The organism is Aeromonas sp. V90_14 (genome assembly GCF_029967615.1).
GTDB lineage: Bacteria > Pseudomonadota > Gammaproteobacteria > Enterobacterales > Aeromonadaceae > Aeromonas > Aeromonas hydrophila.
In genome coordinates, this window is record NZ_JASCAS010000001.1 from 261,264 (window position 1) to 279,563 (window position 18,300).

Genomic DNA, 18,300 nt, shown 5'->3' on the forward strand with positions numbered 1-18,300 from the left:
TCGACTCAAGGTATAAGGAAGAAACCATGACCCTGCTCAACCCGTTTTTTGGTGAATTTGGCGGCATGTACGTGCCCCAGATCCTCATCCCCGCCCTGCTCCAGCTGGAGAAGGCCTTTGTCGATGCCAAGGATGATCCGGCCTTTATCGCCGAGTTTCAGACCCTGCTGACCGAGTATGCCGGTCGCCCGACCCCGCTCACCCTGACCCGCAACCTGACCAAGGGCACCAAGACCCGCCTCTATCTGAAGCGTGAAGATCTGCTGCACGGCGGCGCCCACAAGACCAACCAGGTACTGGGTCAGGCGCTGCTCGCCAAGCGGATGGGCAAGAAAGAGATCATCGCCGAGACCGGTGCCGGTCAGCACGGCGTGGCCACTGCGCTGGCCTGCGCCCTGCTCGGCCTCAAGTGCCGGGTCTACATGGGTGCCAAGGATTGCGAGCGCCAGAAGCCCAACGTCTTTCGCATGAAGCTGATGGGCGCCACCGTCATTCCGGTGCACTCCGGCTCCAGCACTCTGAAAGATGCCTGCAACGAGGCGCTGCGCGACTGGGCCGCCAACTACGAGTCGGCCCACTACCTGCTCGGCACCGCCGCCGGCCCGCACCCCTTCCCCACTATCGTGCGGGAGTTCCAGAAGATGATTGGCGAAGAGGCCAAGGCCCAGTGCTTCGAGAAAGAAGAACGCTTGCCCGATGCGGTGATCGCCTGCGTCGGCGGCGGGTCGAATGCCATCGGCATGTTTGCCGACTTTATCGATGAGCCGTCGGTGCGCCTCATCGGGGTCGAGCCGGGTGGTCACGGTATCGAGAGTGGCGAGCACGGTGCGCCGCTCGGTCACGGCAGCAAGGGGGTCTTCTTTGGCATGCACTCCTACCTGATGCAGGACAATCAGGGCCAAATTCAGGAGTCCTACTCCGTCTCGGCAGGGCTGGACTTCCCCTCCGTCGGCCCGCAGCACGCCCATCTGGCCGCCATCGGCCGCGCCGAGTACCCCTCGGTAACCGACAAGGAGGCGCTGGACGCCTTCCAGGAGCTGGCCAAATCCGAAGGCATCATACCGGCGCTGGAGTCCTCCCACGCGCTGGCCCACGCCCTCAAGATGGCCCGCAGTGAACCGGAAAAAGAGCAGGTGCTCATCGTCAACCTCTCCGGCCGTGGCGACAAAGATATCTTCACCGTCGCTGACATTTTCGAGAAAGAAGGAACCTTGTCATGAACCGTTACGCACAACTCTTCTCCCGTCTGGACGAGGCCAATCAGGGCGCCTTTGTGCCGTTCGTGATGCTGGGTGACCCCACCCCCGAATTGTCGCTGGCCATCGTCGATGCGCTGGTCGCCGGGGGCGCAGATGCCCTCGAACTCGGCATTCCCTTCTCCGATCCGGTGGCGGACGGCCCCACCATTCAGGGCGCTGCCCTGCGTGCCTTTGCCAGCCACACCACCCCGGATGACTGCTTCGAGCTGCTCGGCCGCATCCGCGCCAAGTACCCGCAGCTGCCCATTGGCCTCTTGGTCTACGCCAACCTGGTCTATGTGCGCAAAATTGACGGCTTCTACGAGAAGTGCCAGCAGGCAGGCGTGGATTCGGTGCTGGTCGCCGACGTGCCGGTGCAGATGTGCGCCCCCTACAAGGCGGCTGCCGACAAGTTCGGCATCGACAGCATCTTTATCGCCCCGCCCAATGGCGACGCCGATACCCTGCAACAGGTGGCGGAGCTCGGCAATGGTTACACCTATCTGGTGAGCCGCGCCGGCGTGACCGGTGTCGAGACCAAGGCCGGCATGCCGGTGGAAGGTCTCATCAATACCCTGCGCGAGTTCAATGCCCCCCCCGCCCTGCTCGGCTTTGGCATCAGCGAACCGGCTCAGGTGCGTGAGGCGATTGCCGCTGGCGCCGCCGGTGCCATCTCCGGCTCCGCCGTGGTGAAGATCATCGAGACCCACCACCAGAACCCGGAACATATGCTCACTCGTCTGAAAGAGTTTGTGGAAGGGATGAAGGCTGCGACCAATCGGTAAGGGGTTGCATGGGTCACATGCCATTGGCCATGTCTGAGGAAAGGGAGCCTGATAGGCTCCCTTTCTATTTCCTGCTTGTTGCAGCTCCCAGCGTCTTTGTCCCCTCTCCCCTTGGGAGAGGGCTAGGGTGAGGGGAGTCAGGGTTCCCCGAAGGTTAACGATTTGATGGGTGCCCGTAGGTTCGAATAGCGAAGCGTATTCGGACGTTCGCGATCCGGGCGGAGTTAATCCGAACTCCCAAGCCAGCGGTGAGGCGTTTGATGCGGCTACGCCGCATGGGACACGAGGGCGCCGCCCTCGACGGGGTTTCGCCCGCCCTTCGGGCTGGGGCGAGTGACTTTGGAAAGACCCCAAGTCACCAAAAGTCTTCTCCCCCGCTTATTCGCCCGACTGACGTCGGGTACCTTCGGCTCACCCTCTTGTCCAACGGCACGCGCCGATGGGCCGTCCATGGCCCAGCGCCGCTCGCTCGACATCCTGCCTCGCGGCCTGGACAAGAGGGCTCGCCTCAGCGAAATAAGAGGGGGATCAACACTGTGCCAGCCCTCAGCTTCCGTCTAAACCACTGATATGCGCCCTCTCCCCTTGGGAGAGGGCTAGGGTGAGGGTATTTCCGCACTCTAGGCTAATCCAACTGCTCACTTGAGCAACAGTTTTCACTAATTGATTGAACCAGCTCAGATTTCTATCAACTTCCTCTTTCCATGTCTCAATCCGGCCCCTTAAGATAGCGATCAACAATCCATCTCTCTTGGGAGAACGCCATGGAAGTGATTGTTGCTATCCCGCAGGTTAACAACAGCGAACTGGGAGCTGTCACTCAGGGGCGGTAGCGTGGTTGTTGTCGGTTGGCGAAGAGCGAAGTCCAGCAGGTGAGTATTATTACGCCAACCTAAGCGGAATAAACAAGGATGTGGAAAAACCGTATAACCTAGAGTTTCAGATATATTCGCGCTGCACATTGGGCTTCACTGCATGAAATACCAATTTATTATTTTTAGCAAAACATACGATATCCGTACGCTAAACAGTTTATAAATCGAAGTTTTGTAGTTCTGCTGCGCAAAGCATCCAAAAACTGCAATTTAAAAAGCTCCACTTAACTCGGTGTTATCTTAAATAATAGAAGAGAAAAAATGGTCCGCAGCACCTATCAGTTCCAACGTTGGATCCCTCGTTCAAAAACATCATGGGCATGGCGTGTATTTAAAAAGCATAATATTGAGTTTCAGCGAATGTACTCAAGTTTTGATACAGCCAGAAAGTTTACTTATAAAAGTCTGGGCTCGACAGGTGCCCAATTGACAGACTCCCCAATCAAGCACTTTAAGTTTGAACGCGCATGGGAAGCCGAACAGTTTTCAGATGTTGAAGATTGGACTTCAGCCTTTAACGAACTTGAAAACTGGGTAAACCTAAATGCACTAGTGGCAATATCATCAAATTTAGAAACCTATATGGGCACAATTATTCCACTAGCTCTCGAATCTGATATTGGTGTTATTTTTGGGACGAGTCAAAGAATAGATGGCATTGAAATCATTAAACATGGTAAGAAAAAACCATTCAATTTCGATGACATCGTAACCTCGTGCACTAAAGGCACTTGGGATAGTAGAGCATCAGCTTATGAAAGGGCATTTGGAAATATACCTAAGTATCTGAAAAGTAACTTGTCTGATTTAGACAAAATTAGGAACATACGAAATAACGTAGCACATGCATTTGGTCGTGATATCGATGAGTCGAGACGAAAGGGAGAACTAACAACACTTCCTATTGAAAGAATTACGCGACAAAAACTAATGAAATATCAAAGCATTGTTTGGAAAACTGCAAAGTCTATAGATGTTCATTTGCAAAACTTCCACATCGGCGAATATCAAACGTTGCTTTTTTACCATTCTTTATATCCTAGTTTAAATCACAATGTACACCCGAGTATGAGAGCAGTTGAGCTTAAAAAGAAAATAGGTCAATTCGGCGAGGCCCCTGTAGGAAAAGACTTTTGCAAAGGATTAGTTGACTATTACGAAAACATTTAACATGACAAACATTTCAAGAAAGTTATAAATTCCAGGAACTTTCTATTTTAAATAAGTCATCATATTTACAACCAAACAATTTAATCAGAATGGCAATGTAACTTACCATTTTCACTCTGTATACTCTCGTTTAACCTCACTATCTTAATGGAAATTTAATAATGAAACCTAAATTTTGGAAGTTATCTCAAGGCACACGTGAATTTGAATTTAAAGATGTTATTGAATCAATAAATTCAGGACTTGTTTATGTTCATAAAGATACGCGAGGTAAAGGTACTTCATCTACATCTCAAGCAGATGATTTCATTAATGCAAATATTGGTGAGTATTTTTACCTCACTCATGGCAATGAAGGCATTTATCTTCTTGGTCAATTTATTGGCCCTGCAAATCTATTTTCAAAATATGGTGATGGCTGGTTAGAAAGAGAATTTAAGTTCATCTTTGCTTCAAATAACCGCAGTAGTTACTCTGGTGAGCATAAATGGTGGACACCTAATGATAACTCTACATTCACTCGTGTGCCTGAGCATGAATTAGAACAGTTTGAATTAGAAATTTTAACTCCTTATTTTGATGTAACTTTAAAAGATTTTGGGTTCTAGTCACATAACAAATGCTTACAAAGAGACTGTCAATATACGGCGTTGCCAGTCCCTTAGGCAGGCTTTATATGGTAAAAGGAGTTCTTCATTTATGTCCGGTTTAGTTTTAGAGCTCCAAAGAGATGCTCTCAACAAAGAAGTTGATGTTTCTGACCTGCTCAGAAAAGCAATGGTCGTGTCAAGGAAACTAAGTATTGATGAGATTTCAGAATGGATTTCAAACGAACTATCAGGTTACCCTAATGACGAGAGTTCGATTCCTGAATACAGAGAGGTTCGTGGAGAAATTAAGATCTTTAATCCTTACCGAGGATGGCAACCCCTAAATTTTGGTGATGCTGAATTCGGTGAAGAACTTTCAAAAAGAAAGATATCTCAAGCTATTAGTGAAATTGGAAAACTAGCAAATAGTGACAATGGCAGTTACTTATACGTTCCCTTTTCTCAAGCTATAAAAAACGTTCTAATGAGACAAATGGATATACCCTTGGAGCCAACACTTCTTGTCGGAAATTCAGTGTTGCATGGAATTCTTGATCATGTTAGAAATGCAGTATTAGACTGGGCTCTTGACTTAGAAAGCAGAGGGATCATAGGTGATGGCATGAGTTTCTCATCAAAGGAAAAAACAACGGCATCGCAGGTTACATATCAGATAACGAATCATATTGGGAGCATGCAAAACTCGCAGATTCAGCAAGACTCACCAAGAGCAACTCAGGTCCAAAATATTACGTTAGAACAAGCGGATATCATGAAATTCTTGGACGCTATAAAGTTAGCTAGAGATGACTTGGGGCTAGATCAAGACTCTAAAGATGAACTAAACACTGAAATTTCCACAATAGAATTACAGCTTACATCGCCAAAACCAAAAAACTCAATTATCACTGAGTCATTAAAATCAACAAGAAACATACTTGAAGGGATTAGTGGCAGTATTCTAGCTACAGGCCTTTTAACTCAATTATCTGCATTGATGTAATTACCATATAAAAATGCGACAAGAAGGGGCGTATTCAGCGCCCCTTACACTGGCGTTAACTAGCTAAAGGAAATACAAAAACCTCTTGAACAGACAGACATCAGGATACCTATACTTTCTGAGCAAGATATGGCATAGCAAAAAATACTATAGATGGGTGTCCAATTCTTGATTTTTTACTCAGCCACAATATATCCAACAACCCTTTCCAATCCCGCCACTACCGCCCCCTTCCCCACACCCGCCATCCCATCAACACCAGCATCACTACAACCCCCGGCAACCAGACCCAGTAGAGCTCGGAGAGGAGCACCGCCTCGCCCCGGGCGGTGAGATAGGCCTCCAGCTTGAAGGGGGCGACCCGGATCACCTGCCAGGGGGCGAAGAAACGCTCGTCCCGCCACGGCCAGAGCCAGCCAACCCCCTTGCCGCCGGTAGTGAGCGAATCGAGCAGGCTGTGGGAGAGCAGCGAGACCAGCAGAAACGACCAGACGGTGGCGGCACTGACCCGAAATTGGCGGTGAAACAGCATGGCCAGCGTGGGAAGGGCAAAGGCGAACAGCAGGGAGTGGGTAAAGCCGCGGTGGCCAAAGACATGGCCGTAGGCAACCCCCAGTTTGAAGGCGAGCACGTCGGCATCGGGCAGCATGGCGATGGCAACCCCCGCCAGCAGCAGGTGTGGCGGGATAATCCGGCTGCCAAGCCCCAGCCCAAGACAGAGAGGAACGGCGGCGTGGGTGACGATGGTGGGCATAGAGTGAAGCTCCAAATGAAAACATGAGCCTACCTTATCCCCGCTCGGTGAAGTGAAGGTGAAGTTGCGTGCCACCAGCCTTGAGCCCATGGCGGGCATTGCCTACAATGACCCACTTTTTATCACACTCAGGTAAATAAAATGAGCGACAACAAACCTGCCCTGCCCGACCGCCTGGCGGCCAACCCGCGCAGCCCGCACCATGTGGCGGAGTGCTTCCAGCACGAGATCGGCATTCGCGTGAACGGCAAGGAGCGCACCAATGTCGAGGAGTACTGCATCAGCGAAGGTTGGGTGAAGATCCCCTCCCCCAAAGCCAAGGATCGCTATGGCAACCCCATGCTGATCACCGTCAAGGGCACCGTCGAGGCTTTCTACGCCTAAACGGCCCTGACCGCGCGCCCCGCTGGGCCCGCCGCCATGCTATTCAGCACACCGGCCTTGTGCCGGTGTTCTGCTTTGGGCCTTTCATCTTGACGCCTGTGGCGGGCAAGTAGTGTCGCAGCGGGCGCCGCCCCCACTTGCATCGGGCCTGCGTCTCGGCAATCCTTGCCGCCCCTTGAACTGGCAAGATCTCATCCATGAACAAGCTGTTTGTCCTGCTGGCGCTGTTGACCCTGAGCACAGCGGCCCACGCCGATATCCTTATCAATCCCCAGATCGTGGTGAACGGCCAAAGCCAGGGTGGCGGGCGTATCCACATCTGTACCCTGACCCCCTTCAACAGCGTCTATGCCGATGCGGGGCGCAGCGAATGGCTGGCACGCCAGAAGGTGAGCCGCCGCTGCCAGCAGGGCCAAGGCAACAACAGCCTGTTCTGCGAGGCGGCCAAGGCGAGCTGCCTGACAACCCGATTGGACGAAGGGGACGACGCCAGCACCCTGCTGGTGTTCGACGGTGCCCACCAGAGCGGCGACTCCCTGCGCATCGACCGGGATATTGCGGATCTCGGCCGCTACGGCTTTGCCAACCGCATCTCCTCCTTCACCGTGCCGACTGGCTGGGTGGTACGCTTTTTCGAGGAGACCGATTTTCGCGGTGGCTACTACACCCGCAAGGGCGGCGAGCAGGAGGCAACCGACTTCAACAACCGCATCCGCTCGGTGCGGATCCTGAGCCGCTAGCACCCTGCCCCATCACCTCTTCGCCATAAAAAAACCTCTGCCCAGGCAGAGGTTTTTTCTTTTCGAGGCTTACTGCCAGTTGGGGTCGGCTTCAACCTGCTTCATCAGGGCGGCCTGCATCCCCTTGTCCGGCTGACCGAGCCAGGTGTAGCGGGCAAACTTGGACGGGGTTTCGCGAGCGGCGTCGCTATCCGGCAGATCGATCAGCACGCCCCACACCCGCTTGGCCTTGGCATCCACCAGCAGTTGCATGTAGTGGCTGGCGCAGTCGTGAGGTTTGCAGACCGAGCCGCTCTGATAGGGGGTGCCGGCCACGGCTTCGAGCGGGGAGCTGGTGCCGTTGCCGCTGCGCACCCACTTGGGCAGGTTCTTGATACCCTGGGTCGCCTTGGCCCAGGGGGCCTTGAAGTCCGCCGACAGCAGCAGATCCGAGGTATAAGTAGCGGCGGCAAACGCCGGCGCGGCGCCGACCAGCAGCAGGGAGAGCGCCAATGCGCGCGAGAGACGGGTCATGGTGTGATTCCTTGTTATATGAATGCCTGAACGGGCGCGGGCTGGCCGCGCGCCATCACGCTACCGCCTGCGCCCGCCCCTGTCGAGCCCAGGCCGTGCCGAGGCGTCAGTGGTTGGCGCCAGATGGACGACACCCCGCCGCGCCAGTGGCGAGACGGGGTGTGCATGGGGCAAGAATCGCTTAGCCGAGGGAGGCGAACAGCCCCGCCAGGGTGGCGCTCATCAGGTTGGCCAGGGTCGCCGCCAGCACCGCCTTGAAGCCGAGGCTCGCCACGTCGTGGCGGCGCTCCGGCGCCATGGTGCCGATGGAGCCAAGCTGCACCGCGATGGAGCCCAGGTTGGCAAAACCGCACAGCGCGAAGGTGATGATGATCTGGGTGTGGGCGCTGAGATCCTGCTTGATGTTGGCAAAGTCCAGGTAGGCGACGAACTCGTTCATGATCACCTTCTGACCGATCAAGGATCCTGCCGCCATCATCTCGCTGGCGGGCACACCGATGAGCCAGGCCACCGGCGCGAACAGGTAACCCAGCAGCTGCTGCAGGGAGAGATCGGCCCAGCCAAACCACTCGCCCACCGTGGTGAGACCGGCGTTGATCATGGTGATGACGCTGACAAAGGCCAGCAGTATGGTGCCGATGGCCACCGCGATCTTCATGCCGCTCATGGCGCCGCCCGCCAGGGCGTCGATGGCGTTGCTGTAGTCGCTCTTGTCGAGGGTGATCTCGGCCTGCTCGCGCACCTGCTGCTGCTCCGGCACCAAGAGTTTCGCCATCAAGAGGCCACCCGGCGCCGCCATAAAGGAGGCGGCGATCAGGTATTTCAGATCCACACCGAGCCCGGCGTAGCCACCGAGCACAGAGCCTGCCACCGAGGCCATGCCGCAGGTCATCACCGCAAACAGCTCGGAGCGGGTCATGCCGGCCAGGAAGGGGCGGATCAGCAGCGGCGACTCCCCTTGCGAGAGGAAGATGTTGCCGGTGGCCACCAGGGATTCGGCGCGGCTGGTGCCGAGCAGGCGGTGAATGCCGCCTCCCAGCACCCGGATCACCCACTGCATGATGCCGAAGTGATAGAGCACCGCGATCAGCGCACTGATGAAGATCACCAGCGGCAGCACCCGTACGGCGAAGATGAAGCCGTTGCTGGCCAGATCGCCAAACACGAAGCGGATGCCGCTGTCGGCAAAGCCGAGCAGGGCGGAGACGCCGTTGCTCATGGCACCGAGCATGATTTGACCGGGGGGGAAGTAGAGCACCAGGGCGGCGAAGCCGGTTTGCAGGGCGAGCGCCCCCAGCACGGTCCGCCAGCGGATGGCACGGCGGTTTTCACTGGCCAGCCAGGCGATAAACATCAGGGCCAGCATACCGACCAGACTCAATAACAGCGTCATCTTGCACCTATGAAGAGAGAAGTTTCATACGGCAAGTCTGCAGACAGGCATCGCAGGGAGCGGGCGGGAGAGGTGCCGACCCCGCGACACGCAGACCACAAACCTACAGGTTAGTGGCGGGTCCCATCCTGGGGTCATTCACGTTCCGGGTGACGGCGAGTATCGGGTGACGCCAGCGCCGTCGCAGGGAAGCTGCGGCCGGGTGGCAGGTCGGGCGGCGATGGTACAGTGATCGCCGTCACAGAAAAAGCGGTAAAACGATTGGCCCCGCCAACTTTTTCACGGCAGCGCTGAGCCTTACCCAAAACGCGGCAGGATTGCGCCGCAACTGAGCGAACGCACAGGGAAACCAGGTTTCGCTCCCCCCGAATAGGGCAGGTATCACCCCCTTCCCCGGATAACCGAAGCGGTTCACGTTTTTTCACGCCGCAACGCGGTACACTGACCAATCACCAAGTTTATGTTTTTATTGAAAAAGCCCCATGGTCCTGGAATGGCCTGGTGCCATCAACCTTCGGTGGAACGCCATCATGATGAAAAGAACCGCGATTGCCCTGACGCTGGCCGGCCTGCTGACACTGCCTGCCGTGCTCCCTTCCGCAGCCTGGGCTGCCCCGGTACGCTCCCTGCAAAAGGAGCAGAATTACGATCAGTACATCAGCAAGCGCCAGGTGGTGGATCAGCTGCTGGCGGATGCCTGGCAGATTTTCAAATCCCCCGCCCGCATCTCCACCGCCGGCTTCACCGCCAAGATGCCGAGCAACATGGAGCAGGTGACCGAGCTGCTGCTGCAGGCCTACCAGCTCGAGCCCTATCGCACCGACCTGCTCATCTCGGCGGCCAACGCCCAGATCTACAACGGCAACGTGGACAAGGCCATCGGCCTGTTCGAGCAGGCTCTCAGCACCGCGCCCGATGACATCGACCTGCTGAGCTACCTCGCCACCTGGCAGACCTTCAAGCACAACGAGGCCGCCGCCAAGGGGTATCAGAGCAAGCTGGCCAGCCTGAACCCGGGCCGGGCCGCCGATCTGCAGCGCATCTTCGACACGGTCGATCGCGTCGTCGCCACCCCGCTCAAGGAGCAGGGGGAGCGCTCACCCAAGCCGGGCAACCGGGCCATCGTCACCCTGGGTTATGCCCTCAATCCCGACGGCTCCATGCACGACATCCTGCTGGGCCGGCTGGAAACCACCCGGGCGCTGGCCAAGGCCAACCCGGCAGCCCTCATCATCCTGACCGGCGGCGTGCCCCAGCACCGCCAGACCGAGGGCAAGCTGATGGCGGACTGGCTGGTGAAAAAGGGGATAGATCGCTCGCGCATCATCGAGGAGAACTACGCCACCAGCACGGTGGAGAACGCCCTCTACAGCGGCTATGCCCTCGCCCGCCACCAGATCGAGTACGCAACCCTGGTGAGCTCCGCCAGCCATGTACGCCGGGGCCAAGCATTGCTTGAGATCGCCTGCTGGCAGAGCGGGCCGGCCGGAATCCGGATAGACAGCGTCAGCTATCCCGACAAGCCGCTCTCCGAGCTTGCCAAGGTGAGCGACAGCGAGCTGCTCGGCATCTACCGCGACGCCCTGCGCACCTATGGGCTCTGGAGCTACCGCTCCGCCCCCCTGCTGGAGCGCTGAGCCCAGGCACGCCACGCTCGCCCGGCCCGTTGCCAGCGCGCCTCTTGCAGCACCGGCGTCACCTGCCCCCAACCAACCCGCCCAACCGGCGGGTTTTATTTTATCCGCCCAACAAGCCGGTTCGATATTCAATAACTGGGCAAGCATTGCCATCTCCGAATAGGTTTGCCGATATTCCAAGCCATTTTTCAACACTCATTGCCAGCCACCAAATATTGAATTGCCATATTGAGATATATGAATAAACGGATTGGGTTGCCGTTCTTTTTCTAAGAACCATATCTCATCAGCCATATATTTTCGGTCTTTCCTCAGCGCCCCGATAAATGGGAAAACTGCCGCTTCATTCCCCCGATGGAGCAATATCATGACAGGAAAAGGACATTCCCTCTGGCTGGCGGCGCTCGCCCTGCTCAGCCTGCAAGCCAAGGCCGTGGAAGTCACGGTGGCCTACCAGACATCTGCCGAACCGGCCAAGGTGGCCCAGGCCGACGACACCTTTGCCCGCACCAGCGGCGCCACGGTGAAGTGGCTCAAGTTTGACAGCGGCGCCAGCGTGGTACGGGCGCTCGCCTCCGGCGACGTGCAGATCGGCAACATCGGCTCCAGCCCGCTGGCAGTGGCCGCCAACCAGCAGGTGCCCATCGAAGTATTCCTGCTCGCCTCCAAGCTCGGCAACTCGGAAGCGCTGGTGGTCAAGCCCGAGCTCACCTCCGCCACGGCGCTCAGCGGCAAGCGCATCGCCGTGCCCTTTACCTCTACCACCCACTACAGCCTGCTGGCCGCGCTGCGGCACTGGGGAGTGGAGCCGGCCAGCCTGCAGATCGTCAACCTGCAGCCGCCGGCCATCATCGCCGCCTGGCAGCGGGGTGACATCGATGGCGCCTATGTCTGGGCGCCTGCCCTCAACGAGCTGACCAAGGGCGGCAAGGTACTGACCGACTCGGCCCAGGTGGGCGAGTGGGGAGCACCCACCCTGGATGTCTGGGTGGTGCGCAAGGAGTTCGCCAAGGCCCATCCCGAGCTGGTGCAGGCCTTCGTCGACAGCACCCTGGCGGCCCAGCGCGACTACCTGGCCAACCCCGACGGCTGGCTGACCAAGCCGGACAACCTCGCCAAGCTGGCCAAACTGAGCGGCGTGCCCGCCAGCGACGTGCCCGCGCTGGTCAGGGGCAACACCTACCTGAGCGCCAGCCAGCAGGGCGCCGAGCTGGGGGAGCTGGTGAACCAGACCCTGGTGGACACCAGCCGCTTTCTCAAGGAGCAAGGCAAGGTGCAGAGCGCTGGCAGCGATTATCGCGCCTACGTGACCGACCGCTTCGTCAAGGCTCACGCCCGCTGACCCCGCATCACAAGGAGGCATGCATGCTGCAGCTCACTCACCTTTTTGCCGATTACGCCGGGCGCAGAGTCCTCGACAACATCAACCTGACCCTGGATGCGGGCGAGCTGATGGTGGTGCTCGGCCCCTCCGGCTGCGGCAAGACCACCTTGCTCAACCTCATCGCCGGTTTTCAGAGCGCCCAGCAGGGCACCATCACTCTGCAAGGGCGGCCGGTGAGCGGCCCCGGCGCCGAGCGGGGGGTGGTGTTTCAGCACGATGGCCTGCTGCCCTGGCGCAACGTGCTGGACAACGTCGCCTTCGGCCTGCAGCTGGCCGGCGTGCCGCGCCGCGAACGCGAGGCCAGCGCGCTGGCCATGCTGCGCAAGGTGGGGCTGGAGGAGGCCCACGCCAAGCCGGTCTGGCAGCTCTCCGGCGGTCAACGCCAGCGGGTCGGCATCGCCCGGGCGCTGGCCACCCAGCCGCAACTGCTGCTGCTCGACGAGCCCTTCGGCGCCCTCGACGCCTTTACCCGCGAGCAGATGCAGACCCTGCTGCTGCGCCTGTGGCACGAGCAGCGCCGGCAGGTGCTGCTCATCACCCACGACATCGAGGAGGCGGTGTTCATGGCAACCGAGCTGGTGCTGCTCTCCCCGGCGCCGGGGCGAGTCATGGAGCGGCTGACCCTGGATTTTGGCCGCCGCTTCGCCGCCGGCGAACCCTGCCGCAGCATCAAGTCGGATCCCGCCTTCATCGCGCGGCGCGAGTACGTGCTGGAGCGGGTCTTTGCCGAGCGGGAGGTGTTTGCATGAGCCTCACCCTCTCCCGCCCGCTCGCCCCTGCCCGCCGGATACGCCTGCGCTGGCCGCTGCCGCGCCGGCTTGGAGTGAGCCTGCTGACCCTGGGTGCCCTCCTGGCGCTCTGGTGGCTGGTGGCCAGGCTCGGGCTGATAAGCCCGCTGTTCCTGCCCCCTCCCGCCCAGGTGCTTCAGCAGTTTGCCACCCTTGCCGGGCCGCAGGGCTTCATGGATGCCACCCTCTGGCAGCACCTCGCCGCCAGTTTGCAGCGCATCCTCATCGCCCTCGCGGCCGCCACCCTGTGCGGCGTGACGGTGGGTCTCGCCATGGGGCTCAGCCCCACCCTGCGCGGCATGCTCGACCCGCTGATCGAGCTCTACCGGCCGGTGCCGCCCCTTGCCTACCTGCCGCTCATGGTGATCTGGTTTGGCATCGGCGAAACATCGAAGGTGCTGCTCATCTATCTGGCCATCTTCGCGCCGGTCGCCATGGCCACCCTGGCCGGGGTGCAGGGCGCCAAGCAGGTGCGGCTGCGAGCCGCCCGGGCGCTCGGCGCCAACCGCTGGCAGGTGCTGTGGTACGTCATCGTGCCCGGCGCCCTGCCGGACATTCTCACCGGGCTGCGCATCGGGCTCGGGGTCGGCTGGTCCACCCTGGTGGCGGCCGAGCTCATCGCCGCCACCCGCGGCGTGGGCTTCATGGTACAAGCCGCCGGCGAGTTTCTCGCCACCGACGTGGTGCTGGCGGGCATTCTGGTGATCGCCCTGATCGCCTTCACTCTGGAACTTGGTTTACGTGCGCTGCAGCGTCGCCTGACGCCGTGGCATGGAGAAGGACTATGAGCAATTCCCTGCAAATCACCCCCTTCGGCCCCCATATCGGCGCCGAGATCAGCGGCATCAGCCTGGCCGGGCCACTCGATGAGGGCCAGTTCGCCCAGTTGCAGCAGGCACTGCTGACCCATCAGGTGCTGTTCTTTCGGGAGCAGCCCATCAACCCCCGCCAGCAGCGGGCGCTGGCCAACCGCTTCGGCGATCTGCACATTCACCCCGTCTATCCCCACGCGCCGGAGGCCGAGGAGATCATCGTGCTCGACACCCACGACGACAACCCGCCGGACAACGACAACTGGCACACCGACGTCACCTTCATCGAGACGCCGCCTGCGCTGGCCATTCTGGCCGCCAAGCAGCTGCCGCCGGTGGGGGGCGATACCCTGTGGGCCAGCGGCATCGCCGCCTTCGAGGGGCTCTCCCCTGGCCTGCAGCAGTTGCTGACGGGGCTGGAAGCCGAACACGACTTCACCAAATCGTTCCCGGCCCATCGCCACAACGCCAGCCCGGCCGAATACCAGCGCTGGCAGGAGGCGGCAGCCCGTCACCCGCCGCTGCGCCACCCGGTGGTTCGCACCCACCCCTTGAGCGGCCGGCAGGCGCTGTTCGTCAATGAAGGCTTCACCACCCGCCTGCCCGACTTGCCAGCGCAAGAGAGCGAGGCGCTGCTCGCCTTCCTGTTTCGCCATGTCACCAGGCCCGAGTATCAGGTGCGCTGGCGCTGGCGGGAGCACGACATCGCCATCTGGGACAACCGGGTCACCCAGCATTACGCCAACGCCGACTATCTGCCCGCCCGGCGAGTGATGCACAGGGCCACCGTGCTGGGGGACAAGCCGTTCTGGCGCGCGCCCGCGTAACGCCAGGACCAGCCCCTGCGCCGACCGGTTGCGCCGCCATTATTGATCCCGCATAAAATAACGGTGCGCGTTGCCGGTCATTATTTTCAAATAGATCAACGAGGCCATCAAATATCACCAGAAATATGTAAACCGACACACCTTGCAATATTTCCATACAACTTCCGGCTGCCATCCGGTCGGCCCGTCCTCGTACTATTTTGGGGTTCAGGCTAGATAAATGGAAATAGACAATGAAATACACGCTGCTCATGACCCTGCTGGCACCGGCATTGCTGGCAGGCTGCAATCTGGAAAAAAAAGAAGAGCCCTTCCAGGCCCGCCATATTCGCGCCGGCTATGACGCCGGCCAAGTCTGCCAACAGCTGCGCCAGGGTTGGCAGGAGGACGGCATCGCCATTCCCGCCAGTCAGGTCAGTTGCCACTACTTGACGGTGCCGCTCGATTACGACAAGGAGTGGGTCCAGATCAAGGAGACCAAGTGGGAAAAGCGCTCCGCTGCACGCGCCGACAGTACCCTCTTCGCCGACAACAGTTCCCGCTTCTCCTCCTGGCCGGACAAACCCGTCCGCCCCCATGTCAAACAGGAGGCCCGCACGGTCAAGGGCGACACCCTGGATATCTTCTATCTGCACTATCGCGCCAGCGGCGACTATCGCGGCACCCTGTTCTACAACCCGGGCGGCCCCACCTCGGCCACCCCGGATCTTGGCCTTCTGCTCGATATGCTGCGCAGCGCCAACCCCGCCATCCTTGAGCACTACGACATCGTCACCCTGGATCCCCGCGGGGCCGGTTACAGCGCCCTCGGCCACGAACTGCGCAGCTGCCTGCTGACCGACAAGCAAGGCGTTCGGCCGGACATGAGCCCGGCGCAGCTCGCCCAGCTGTTCGCCAGCCGGGACAAGGGCGCCCTGCCGGCGCTCCAGAGCGGGGCGGATCAGGGCAAGGCCTTCAGCACGGCCCTGCTGGAGCGCTGTGGCGAGCCGCTGCGGCTGCATGCGCCACACCTGGGCTCGCGGGCCGTGGTCGAGGACATGGAGCGCCTGCGCCAGCACCTGGGGCGCGAGCGGATCATCCCCATCACCTTCTCCTACGGCACTCGCCTGGCCGCCCTCTATGCCGCCCGCTACCCGAGCCACGTGGCCAATCTGGTGGTCGACTCGCCGATGTCCCCCGCCGAAAACCGCTATCCGGCCATCTTCCGCGGCGATGCCGAAAATGCCAATCGCATCCTGGCCTGGCGCTTCGGGGATCAGGCGCTGCAGCGCAGCATGGCGGTGACCCGCCAGGTTCGTGACAACGGCCGCTATGTGGACAACCAGGGCAATGTGCTCGACCGCGCCAGCTGGGTGGCGGTGCTGGGCGATGCCATCAGCGGCAGCCAGCGCGACGATCAGCTTGCTTTCTGGCAGCAGGACGATGCCGGCCCCCTGCTGGCCCGCCTCGCCGGGCAGGACGATGACAACCCCTATCAGGAACTGCAGGAGATGCCCTTCTTCAGCGCCATCCACTGCACCGACAACAGCGAGCCCTACAACTGGCAAACGCTGGACCCGGAAGATGCCGCCTTCCAGGGGGCCGGCGCCCTGCTGCTGGCCAAGAGCTTCAACACCTGCGCCGACTGGCCTTATCCGCGCCAGCCCATCGCCAGCTACGGCGCCGGCGAGATAAAACTGCCGGATGATGCCAGGGCCCTGGTGCTCGGTGCCGAGTACGATCCCAATACCCCCTTCGCCGGTGCCCGCCAGATGCAGGCCGCCTTTGGCAGCGCCGCCCGCCTGGTGCAGGTAGAACAGAGTAACCAGCATGGCCAACTGAACAGCTCCCGCTGCGCCCAGGCGGCCCTCAGCACCCTGCTGTTGGGGGATGCCGCGAGCCTGCCCGCCGAGCAGCGTTGCCTGGCTGACTGACGGAGCACGACCCAGCTGAGTACAATCCAGCTGAATACTGCCCAATAAAAAGCCCGCCGAATTGGCGGGCTTTTTCATGCCGGCAGGCGTCCTCAGGCGGCGACCAGCGACTCCAGATCGCGCCGGCTCAGGCGCTTGCTGTCCACCTTCACATAGACGGAGCGCTCGGAAGCGGCCAGCAGCACGTCGCTCACCCCCTCGCAGGCGCGGATCTTCTGCTCCAGCGCCGCGTCGGCCGCCACCCCTTCCGGCAACACGATGCGCAGGCTGCTCACATAGGGTGGTTCGGCCATGGTCAGGCTGACCCCGAGCCAGACCAGCGCCAGCGCGGCGCAGCCGCCAAACACCAGGGTGCCGCCGCCCAGGCTGTAGAGCAGGCCGCCGAGGCTGCCACCGATGGCCACCCCGATGAACTGGCTGGTGGAGTAGATCCCCATGGCGGTGCCCTTGTAGCCGGGGGGCGACTCCTTGCTGATAAGAGAGGGCAGCAGCGCCTCCATCACGTTGAAACCGATGAAGAAGATCTGCAGGCCGGCGAGCAGGCCCCACAGCTGCAGGCCGCTTTGCCAGAGCACCAGCTCGGCGATGAGCATCACCAGCACACAAATCTGGAACACCCGCTTCATCTTTCTGCGCTTCTCGGCATAGATGATGAACGGCACCACGCTGACGAAGGCGATCAGCATGGTGACCAGATAAGCCTGCCACTGGCTGTCGCGGGGCAAACCGGCACGCTCCAGCAGCGGCGGCAGCGCCACGAAGCTCGACATCAGCAGGGTGTGCACGCAGAGGATGCCGAAGTTGAGCTTGAGCAGGCGCGGGTTGGTCAGCACGGTGCGCATCCCCCCCTTCACCATGCCGGACTCGCGATTGAGCAGGTGACCGCTCGGGGTCGGCACCAGCCAGAGGGTGACGGCGATGCCTGCCAGCGCCAGCAGGGCGATCAGCCAGAACAGGCCGGAGAGCCCCAGCGCATGGGTGATGAGGGGGCCGGTCACCATGGCGATGGCAAAGGTGATGCCAAAGCTCACCCCGATGAAAGCCATCGCCTTGGTGCGGTTCTGCTCGCGGGTGAGATCCGACAAGAGCGCCATGACGGCAGCCGAGATGGCGCCGCTACCCTGCAGGGCGCGGCCAAGGATCACGCCCCAGATGGAGTGGGTCAGCGCCGCGATCACGCTGCCAAGGGCAAACATCAGCAGGCCGCCGACGATAAGGGGCTTGCGGCCCACCTTGTCGGAGAGCAGACCAAACGGGATCTGGAACAGCGCCTGGGTCATGCCGTAGATGCCGATGGCCAGGCCGATCAGCGCCTCGGAGGCGCCCGCCAGCGACATGCCGTAGGTGGTCAGCACCGGCAGCACCATAAACATGCCGAGCATGCGCAACGAGAAGACGGAGCCGAGCGCCCAGGTGGCACGGCGCTCGCCCCTCGTCATGGTGAAATCATTCATGATGGCCTCGATAGGTCAGGGAAAAGGAAGACTCAAGGGG

The 18,300-nt window shown here is 59.9% G+C and carries 17 protein-coding genes; 13 read left to right on the forward strand and 4 right to left on the reverse strand.

The annotated features are described in order from the left end of the window. Positions 1-26: 26 nt before the first annotated feature. The 5 genes from trpB (at position 27) to QLG02_RS01155 (ending at position 5,661) form a co-directional block, all read left to right on the forward strand. The gene (gene trpB, locus QLG02_RS01135) at positions 27-1,220 is read left to right on the forward strand and encodes a tryptophan synthase subunit beta (protein ID WP_017780792.1); all 1,194 of its coding nucleotides are present in this window, start codon (positions 27-29) and stop codon (positions 1,218-1,220) included. Next, positions 1,217-2,023 carry a tryptophan synthase subunit alpha gene (gene trpA / locus QLG02_RS01140; protein WP_282464290.1) on the forward strand — a complete coding sequence of 269 codons (807 nt, stop codon included), beginning with the start codon at positions 1,217-1,219 and terminating at the stop codon, positions 2,021-2,023. The genes trpB and trpA overlap by 4 nt, the downstream gene beginning before the upstream one ends. A gap of 1,136 nt (positions 2,024-3,159) precedes the next feature. Beyond that, positions 3,160-4,068, forward strand: coding sequence for a hypothetical protein (locus QLG02_RS01145; protein ID WP_282464291.1), 909 nt, complete (start codon positions 3,160-3,162; stop codon positions 4,066-4,068). Positions 4,069-4,229: 161 nt separating this feature from the next. After that, complete coding sequence (locus tag QLG02_RS01150) at positions 4,230-4,676, forward strand: hypothetical protein (protein ID WP_201925797.1); 447 nt, start codon at positions 4,230-4,232, stop codon at positions 4,674-4,676. Between the two features lie 91 nt (positions 4,677-4,767). Next, the gene (locus QLG02_RS01155; protein WP_282464292.1) at positions 4,768-5,661 is read left to right on the forward strand and encodes a hypothetical protein; all 894 of its coding nucleotides are present in this window, start codon (positions 4,768-4,770) and stop codon (positions 5,659-5,661) included. 220 nt (positions 5,662-5,881) lie between these two features. Here the strand turns inward: QLG02_RS01155 and QLG02_RS01160 are convergent, their stop codons facing one another. Further along, on the reverse strand, positions 5,882-6,415 hold the full coding sequence (locus tag QLG02_RS01160) for a metal-dependent hydrolase (RefSeq protein ID WP_282464293.1): 534 nt from the start codon (positions 6,413-6,415) through the stop codon (positions 5,882-5,884). Between the two features lie 141 nt (positions 6,416-6,556). Here QLG02_RS01160 and QLG02_RS01165 point away from each other — a divergent pair, with 141 nt between their 5' ends. After that, positions 6,557-6,799 carry a DUF3297 family protein gene (locus tag QLG02_RS01165; RefSeq protein WP_005302916.1) on the forward strand — a complete coding sequence of 81 codons (243 nt, stop codon included), beginning with the start codon at positions 6,557-6,559 and terminating at the stop codon, positions 6,797-6,799. 197 nt (positions 6,800-6,996) lie between these two features. Further along, on the forward strand, positions 6,997-7,539 hold the full coding sequence (locus QLG02_RS01170) for a beta/gamma crystallin-related protein (RefSeq protein ID WP_282464294.1): 543 nt from the start codon (positions 6,997-6,999) through the stop codon (positions 7,537-7,539). Between the two features lie 69 nt (positions 7,540-7,608). Here QLG02_RS01170 and QLG02_RS01175 read toward each other — a convergent pair whose 3' ends face one another. Further along, positions 7,609-8,052, reverse strand: coding sequence for an inhibitor of vertebrate lysozyme family protein (locus QLG02_RS01175; protein ID WP_049048861.1), 444 nt, complete (start codon positions 8,050-8,052; stop codon positions 7,609-7,611). 181 nt (positions 8,053-8,233) lie between these two features. Next, on the reverse strand, positions 8,234-9,445 hold the full coding sequence (locus QLG02_RS01180) for a NupC/NupG family nucleoside CNT transporter (protein WP_016351392.1): 1,212 nt from the start codon (positions 9,443-9,445) through the stop codon (positions 8,234-8,236). Between the two features lie 482 nt (positions 9,446-9,927). On the opposite strand from QLG02_RS01180, the gene QLG02_RS01185 reads away from it, so the two are divergent. The 6 genes from QLG02_RS01185 (at position 9,928) to QLG02_RS01210 (ending at position 16,806) form a co-directional block, all read left to right on the forward strand. Beyond that, positions 9,928-11,082, forward strand: coding sequence for an ElyC/SanA/YdcF family protein (locus QLG02_RS01185; RefSeq protein ID WP_282464295.1), 1,155 nt, complete (start codon positions 9,928-9,930; stop codon positions 11,080-11,082). A 367-nt stretch (positions 11,083-11,449) separates the two neighbouring features. Next, on the forward strand, positions 11,450-12,424 hold the full coding sequence (gene tauA / locus QLG02_RS01190) for a taurine ABC transporter substrate-binding protein (RefSeq protein WP_282464296.1): 975 nt from the start codon (positions 11,450-11,452) through the stop codon (positions 12,422-12,424). 23 nt (positions 12,425-12,447) lie between these two features. Then, complete coding sequence (gene tauB, locus QLG02_RS01195; RefSeq protein WP_282464297.1) at positions 12,448-13,215, forward strand: taurine ABC transporter ATP-binding subunit; 768 nt, start codon at positions 12,448-12,450, stop codon at positions 13,213-13,215. After that, entirely contained in the window at positions 13,212-14,042 is an 831-nt protein-coding gene (gene tauC / locus QLG02_RS01200; RefSeq protein WP_282464298.1) for a taurine ABC transporter permease TauC, read from the forward strand. The genes tauB and tauC overlap by 4 nt, the downstream gene beginning before the upstream one ends. Further along, the gene (tauD, locus tag QLG02_RS01205; protein ID WP_282464299.1) at positions 14,039-14,893 is read left to right on the forward strand and encodes a taurine dioxygenase; all 855 of its coding nucleotides are present in this window, start codon (positions 14,039-14,041) and stop codon (positions 14,891-14,893) included. Before tauC ends, tauD begins: the two co-directional genes overlap by 4 nt. Positions 14,894-15,126: 233 nt before the next feature. Beyond that, positions 15,127-16,806 carry an alpha/beta hydrolase gene (locus tag QLG02_RS01210; protein ID WP_282464300.1) on the forward strand — a complete coding sequence of 560 codons (1,680 nt, stop codon included), beginning with the start codon at positions 15,127-15,129 and terminating at the stop codon, positions 16,804-16,806. A gap of 92 nt (positions 16,807-16,898) precedes the next feature. Here QLG02_RS01210 and QLG02_RS01215 read toward each other — a convergent pair whose 3' ends face one another. After that, positions 16,899-18,260 carry an MFS transporter gene (locus QLG02_RS01215; RefSeq protein ID WP_282464301.1) on the reverse strand — a complete coding sequence of 454 codons (1,362 nt, stop codon included), beginning with the start codon at positions 18,258-18,260 and terminating at the stop codon, positions 16,899-16,901. Between the last annotated feature and the right edge of the window lie 40 nt (positions 18,261-18,300).

What these genes read in the sequence shown, in the direction of transcription:
- QLG02_RS01150 (WP_201925797.1), top strand. Translation starts at nt 4,230, where the DNA reads ATGAAACCTAAATTTTGGAAGTTATCTCAAGGCACACGTGAATTTGAA.
- tauB (WP_282464297.1), top strand. Translation starts at nt 12,448, where the DNA reads ATGCTGCAGCTCACTCACCTTTTTGCCGATTACGCCGGGCGCAGAGTC.
- QLG02_RS01180 (WP_016351392.1), bottom strand. Translation starts at nt 9,445, where the DNA reads ATGACGCTGTTATTGAGTCTGGTCGGTATGCTGGCCCTGATGTTTATC.
- QLG02_RS01160 (WP_282464293.1), bottom strand. Translation starts at nt 6,415, where the DNA reads ATGCCCACCATCGTCACCCACGCCGCCGTTCCTCTCTGTCTTGGGCTG.
- QLG02_RS01170 (WP_282464294.1), top strand. Translation starts at nt 6,997, where the DNA reads ATGAACAAGCTGTTTGTCCTGCTGGCGCTGTTGACCCTGAGCACAGCG.
- tauD (WP_282464299.1), top strand. Translation starts at nt 14,039, where the DNA reads ATGAGCAATTCCCTGCAAATCACCCCCTTCGGCCCCCATATCGGCGCC.
- QLG02_RS01175 (WP_049048861.1), bottom strand. Translation starts at nt 8,052, where the DNA reads ATGACCCGTCTCTCGCGCGCATTGGCGCTCTCCCTGCTGCTGGTCGGC.
- trpA (WP_282464290.1), top strand. Translation starts at nt 1,217, where the DNA reads ATGAACCGTTACGCACAACTCTTCTCCCGTCTGGACGAGGCCAATCAG.
- QLG02_RS01210 (WP_282464300.1), top strand. Translation starts at nt 15,127, where the DNA reads ATGAAATACACGCTGCTCATGACCCTGCTGGCACCGGCATTGCTGGCA.
- QLG02_RS01165 (WP_005302916.1), top strand. Translation starts at nt 6,557, where the DNA reads ATGAGCGACAACAAACCTGCCCTGCCCGACCGCCTGGCGGCCAACCCG.
- tauC (WP_282464298.1), top strand. Translation starts at nt 13,212, where the DNA reads ATGAGCCTCACCCTCTCCCGCCCGCTCGCCCCTGCCCGCCGGATACGC.
- QLG02_RS01155 (WP_282464292.1), top strand. Translation starts at nt 4,768, where the DNA reads ATGTCCGGTTTAGTTTTAGAGCTCCAAAGAGATGCTCTCAACAAAGAA.
- QLG02_RS01145 (WP_282464291.1), top strand. Translation starts at nt 3,160, where the DNA reads ATGGTCCGCAGCACCTATCAGTTCCAACGTTGGATCCCTCGTTCAAAA.
- QLG02_RS01215 (WP_282464301.1), bottom strand. Translation starts at nt 18,260, where the DNA reads ATGAATGATTTCACCATGACGAGGGGCGAGCGCCGTGCCACCTGGGCG.
- QLG02_RS01185 (WP_282464295.1), top strand. Translation starts at nt 9,928, where the DNA reads ATGGTCCTGGAATGGCCTGGTGCCATCAACCTTCGGTGGAACGCCATC.
- trpB (WP_017780792.1), top strand. Translation starts at nt 27, where the DNA reads ATGACCCTGCTCAACCCGTTTTTTGGTGAATTTGGCGGCATGTACGTG.
- tauA (WP_282464296.1), top strand. Translation starts at nt 11,450, where the DNA reads ATGACAGGAAAAGGACATTCCCTCTGGCTGGCGGCGCTCGCCCTGCTC.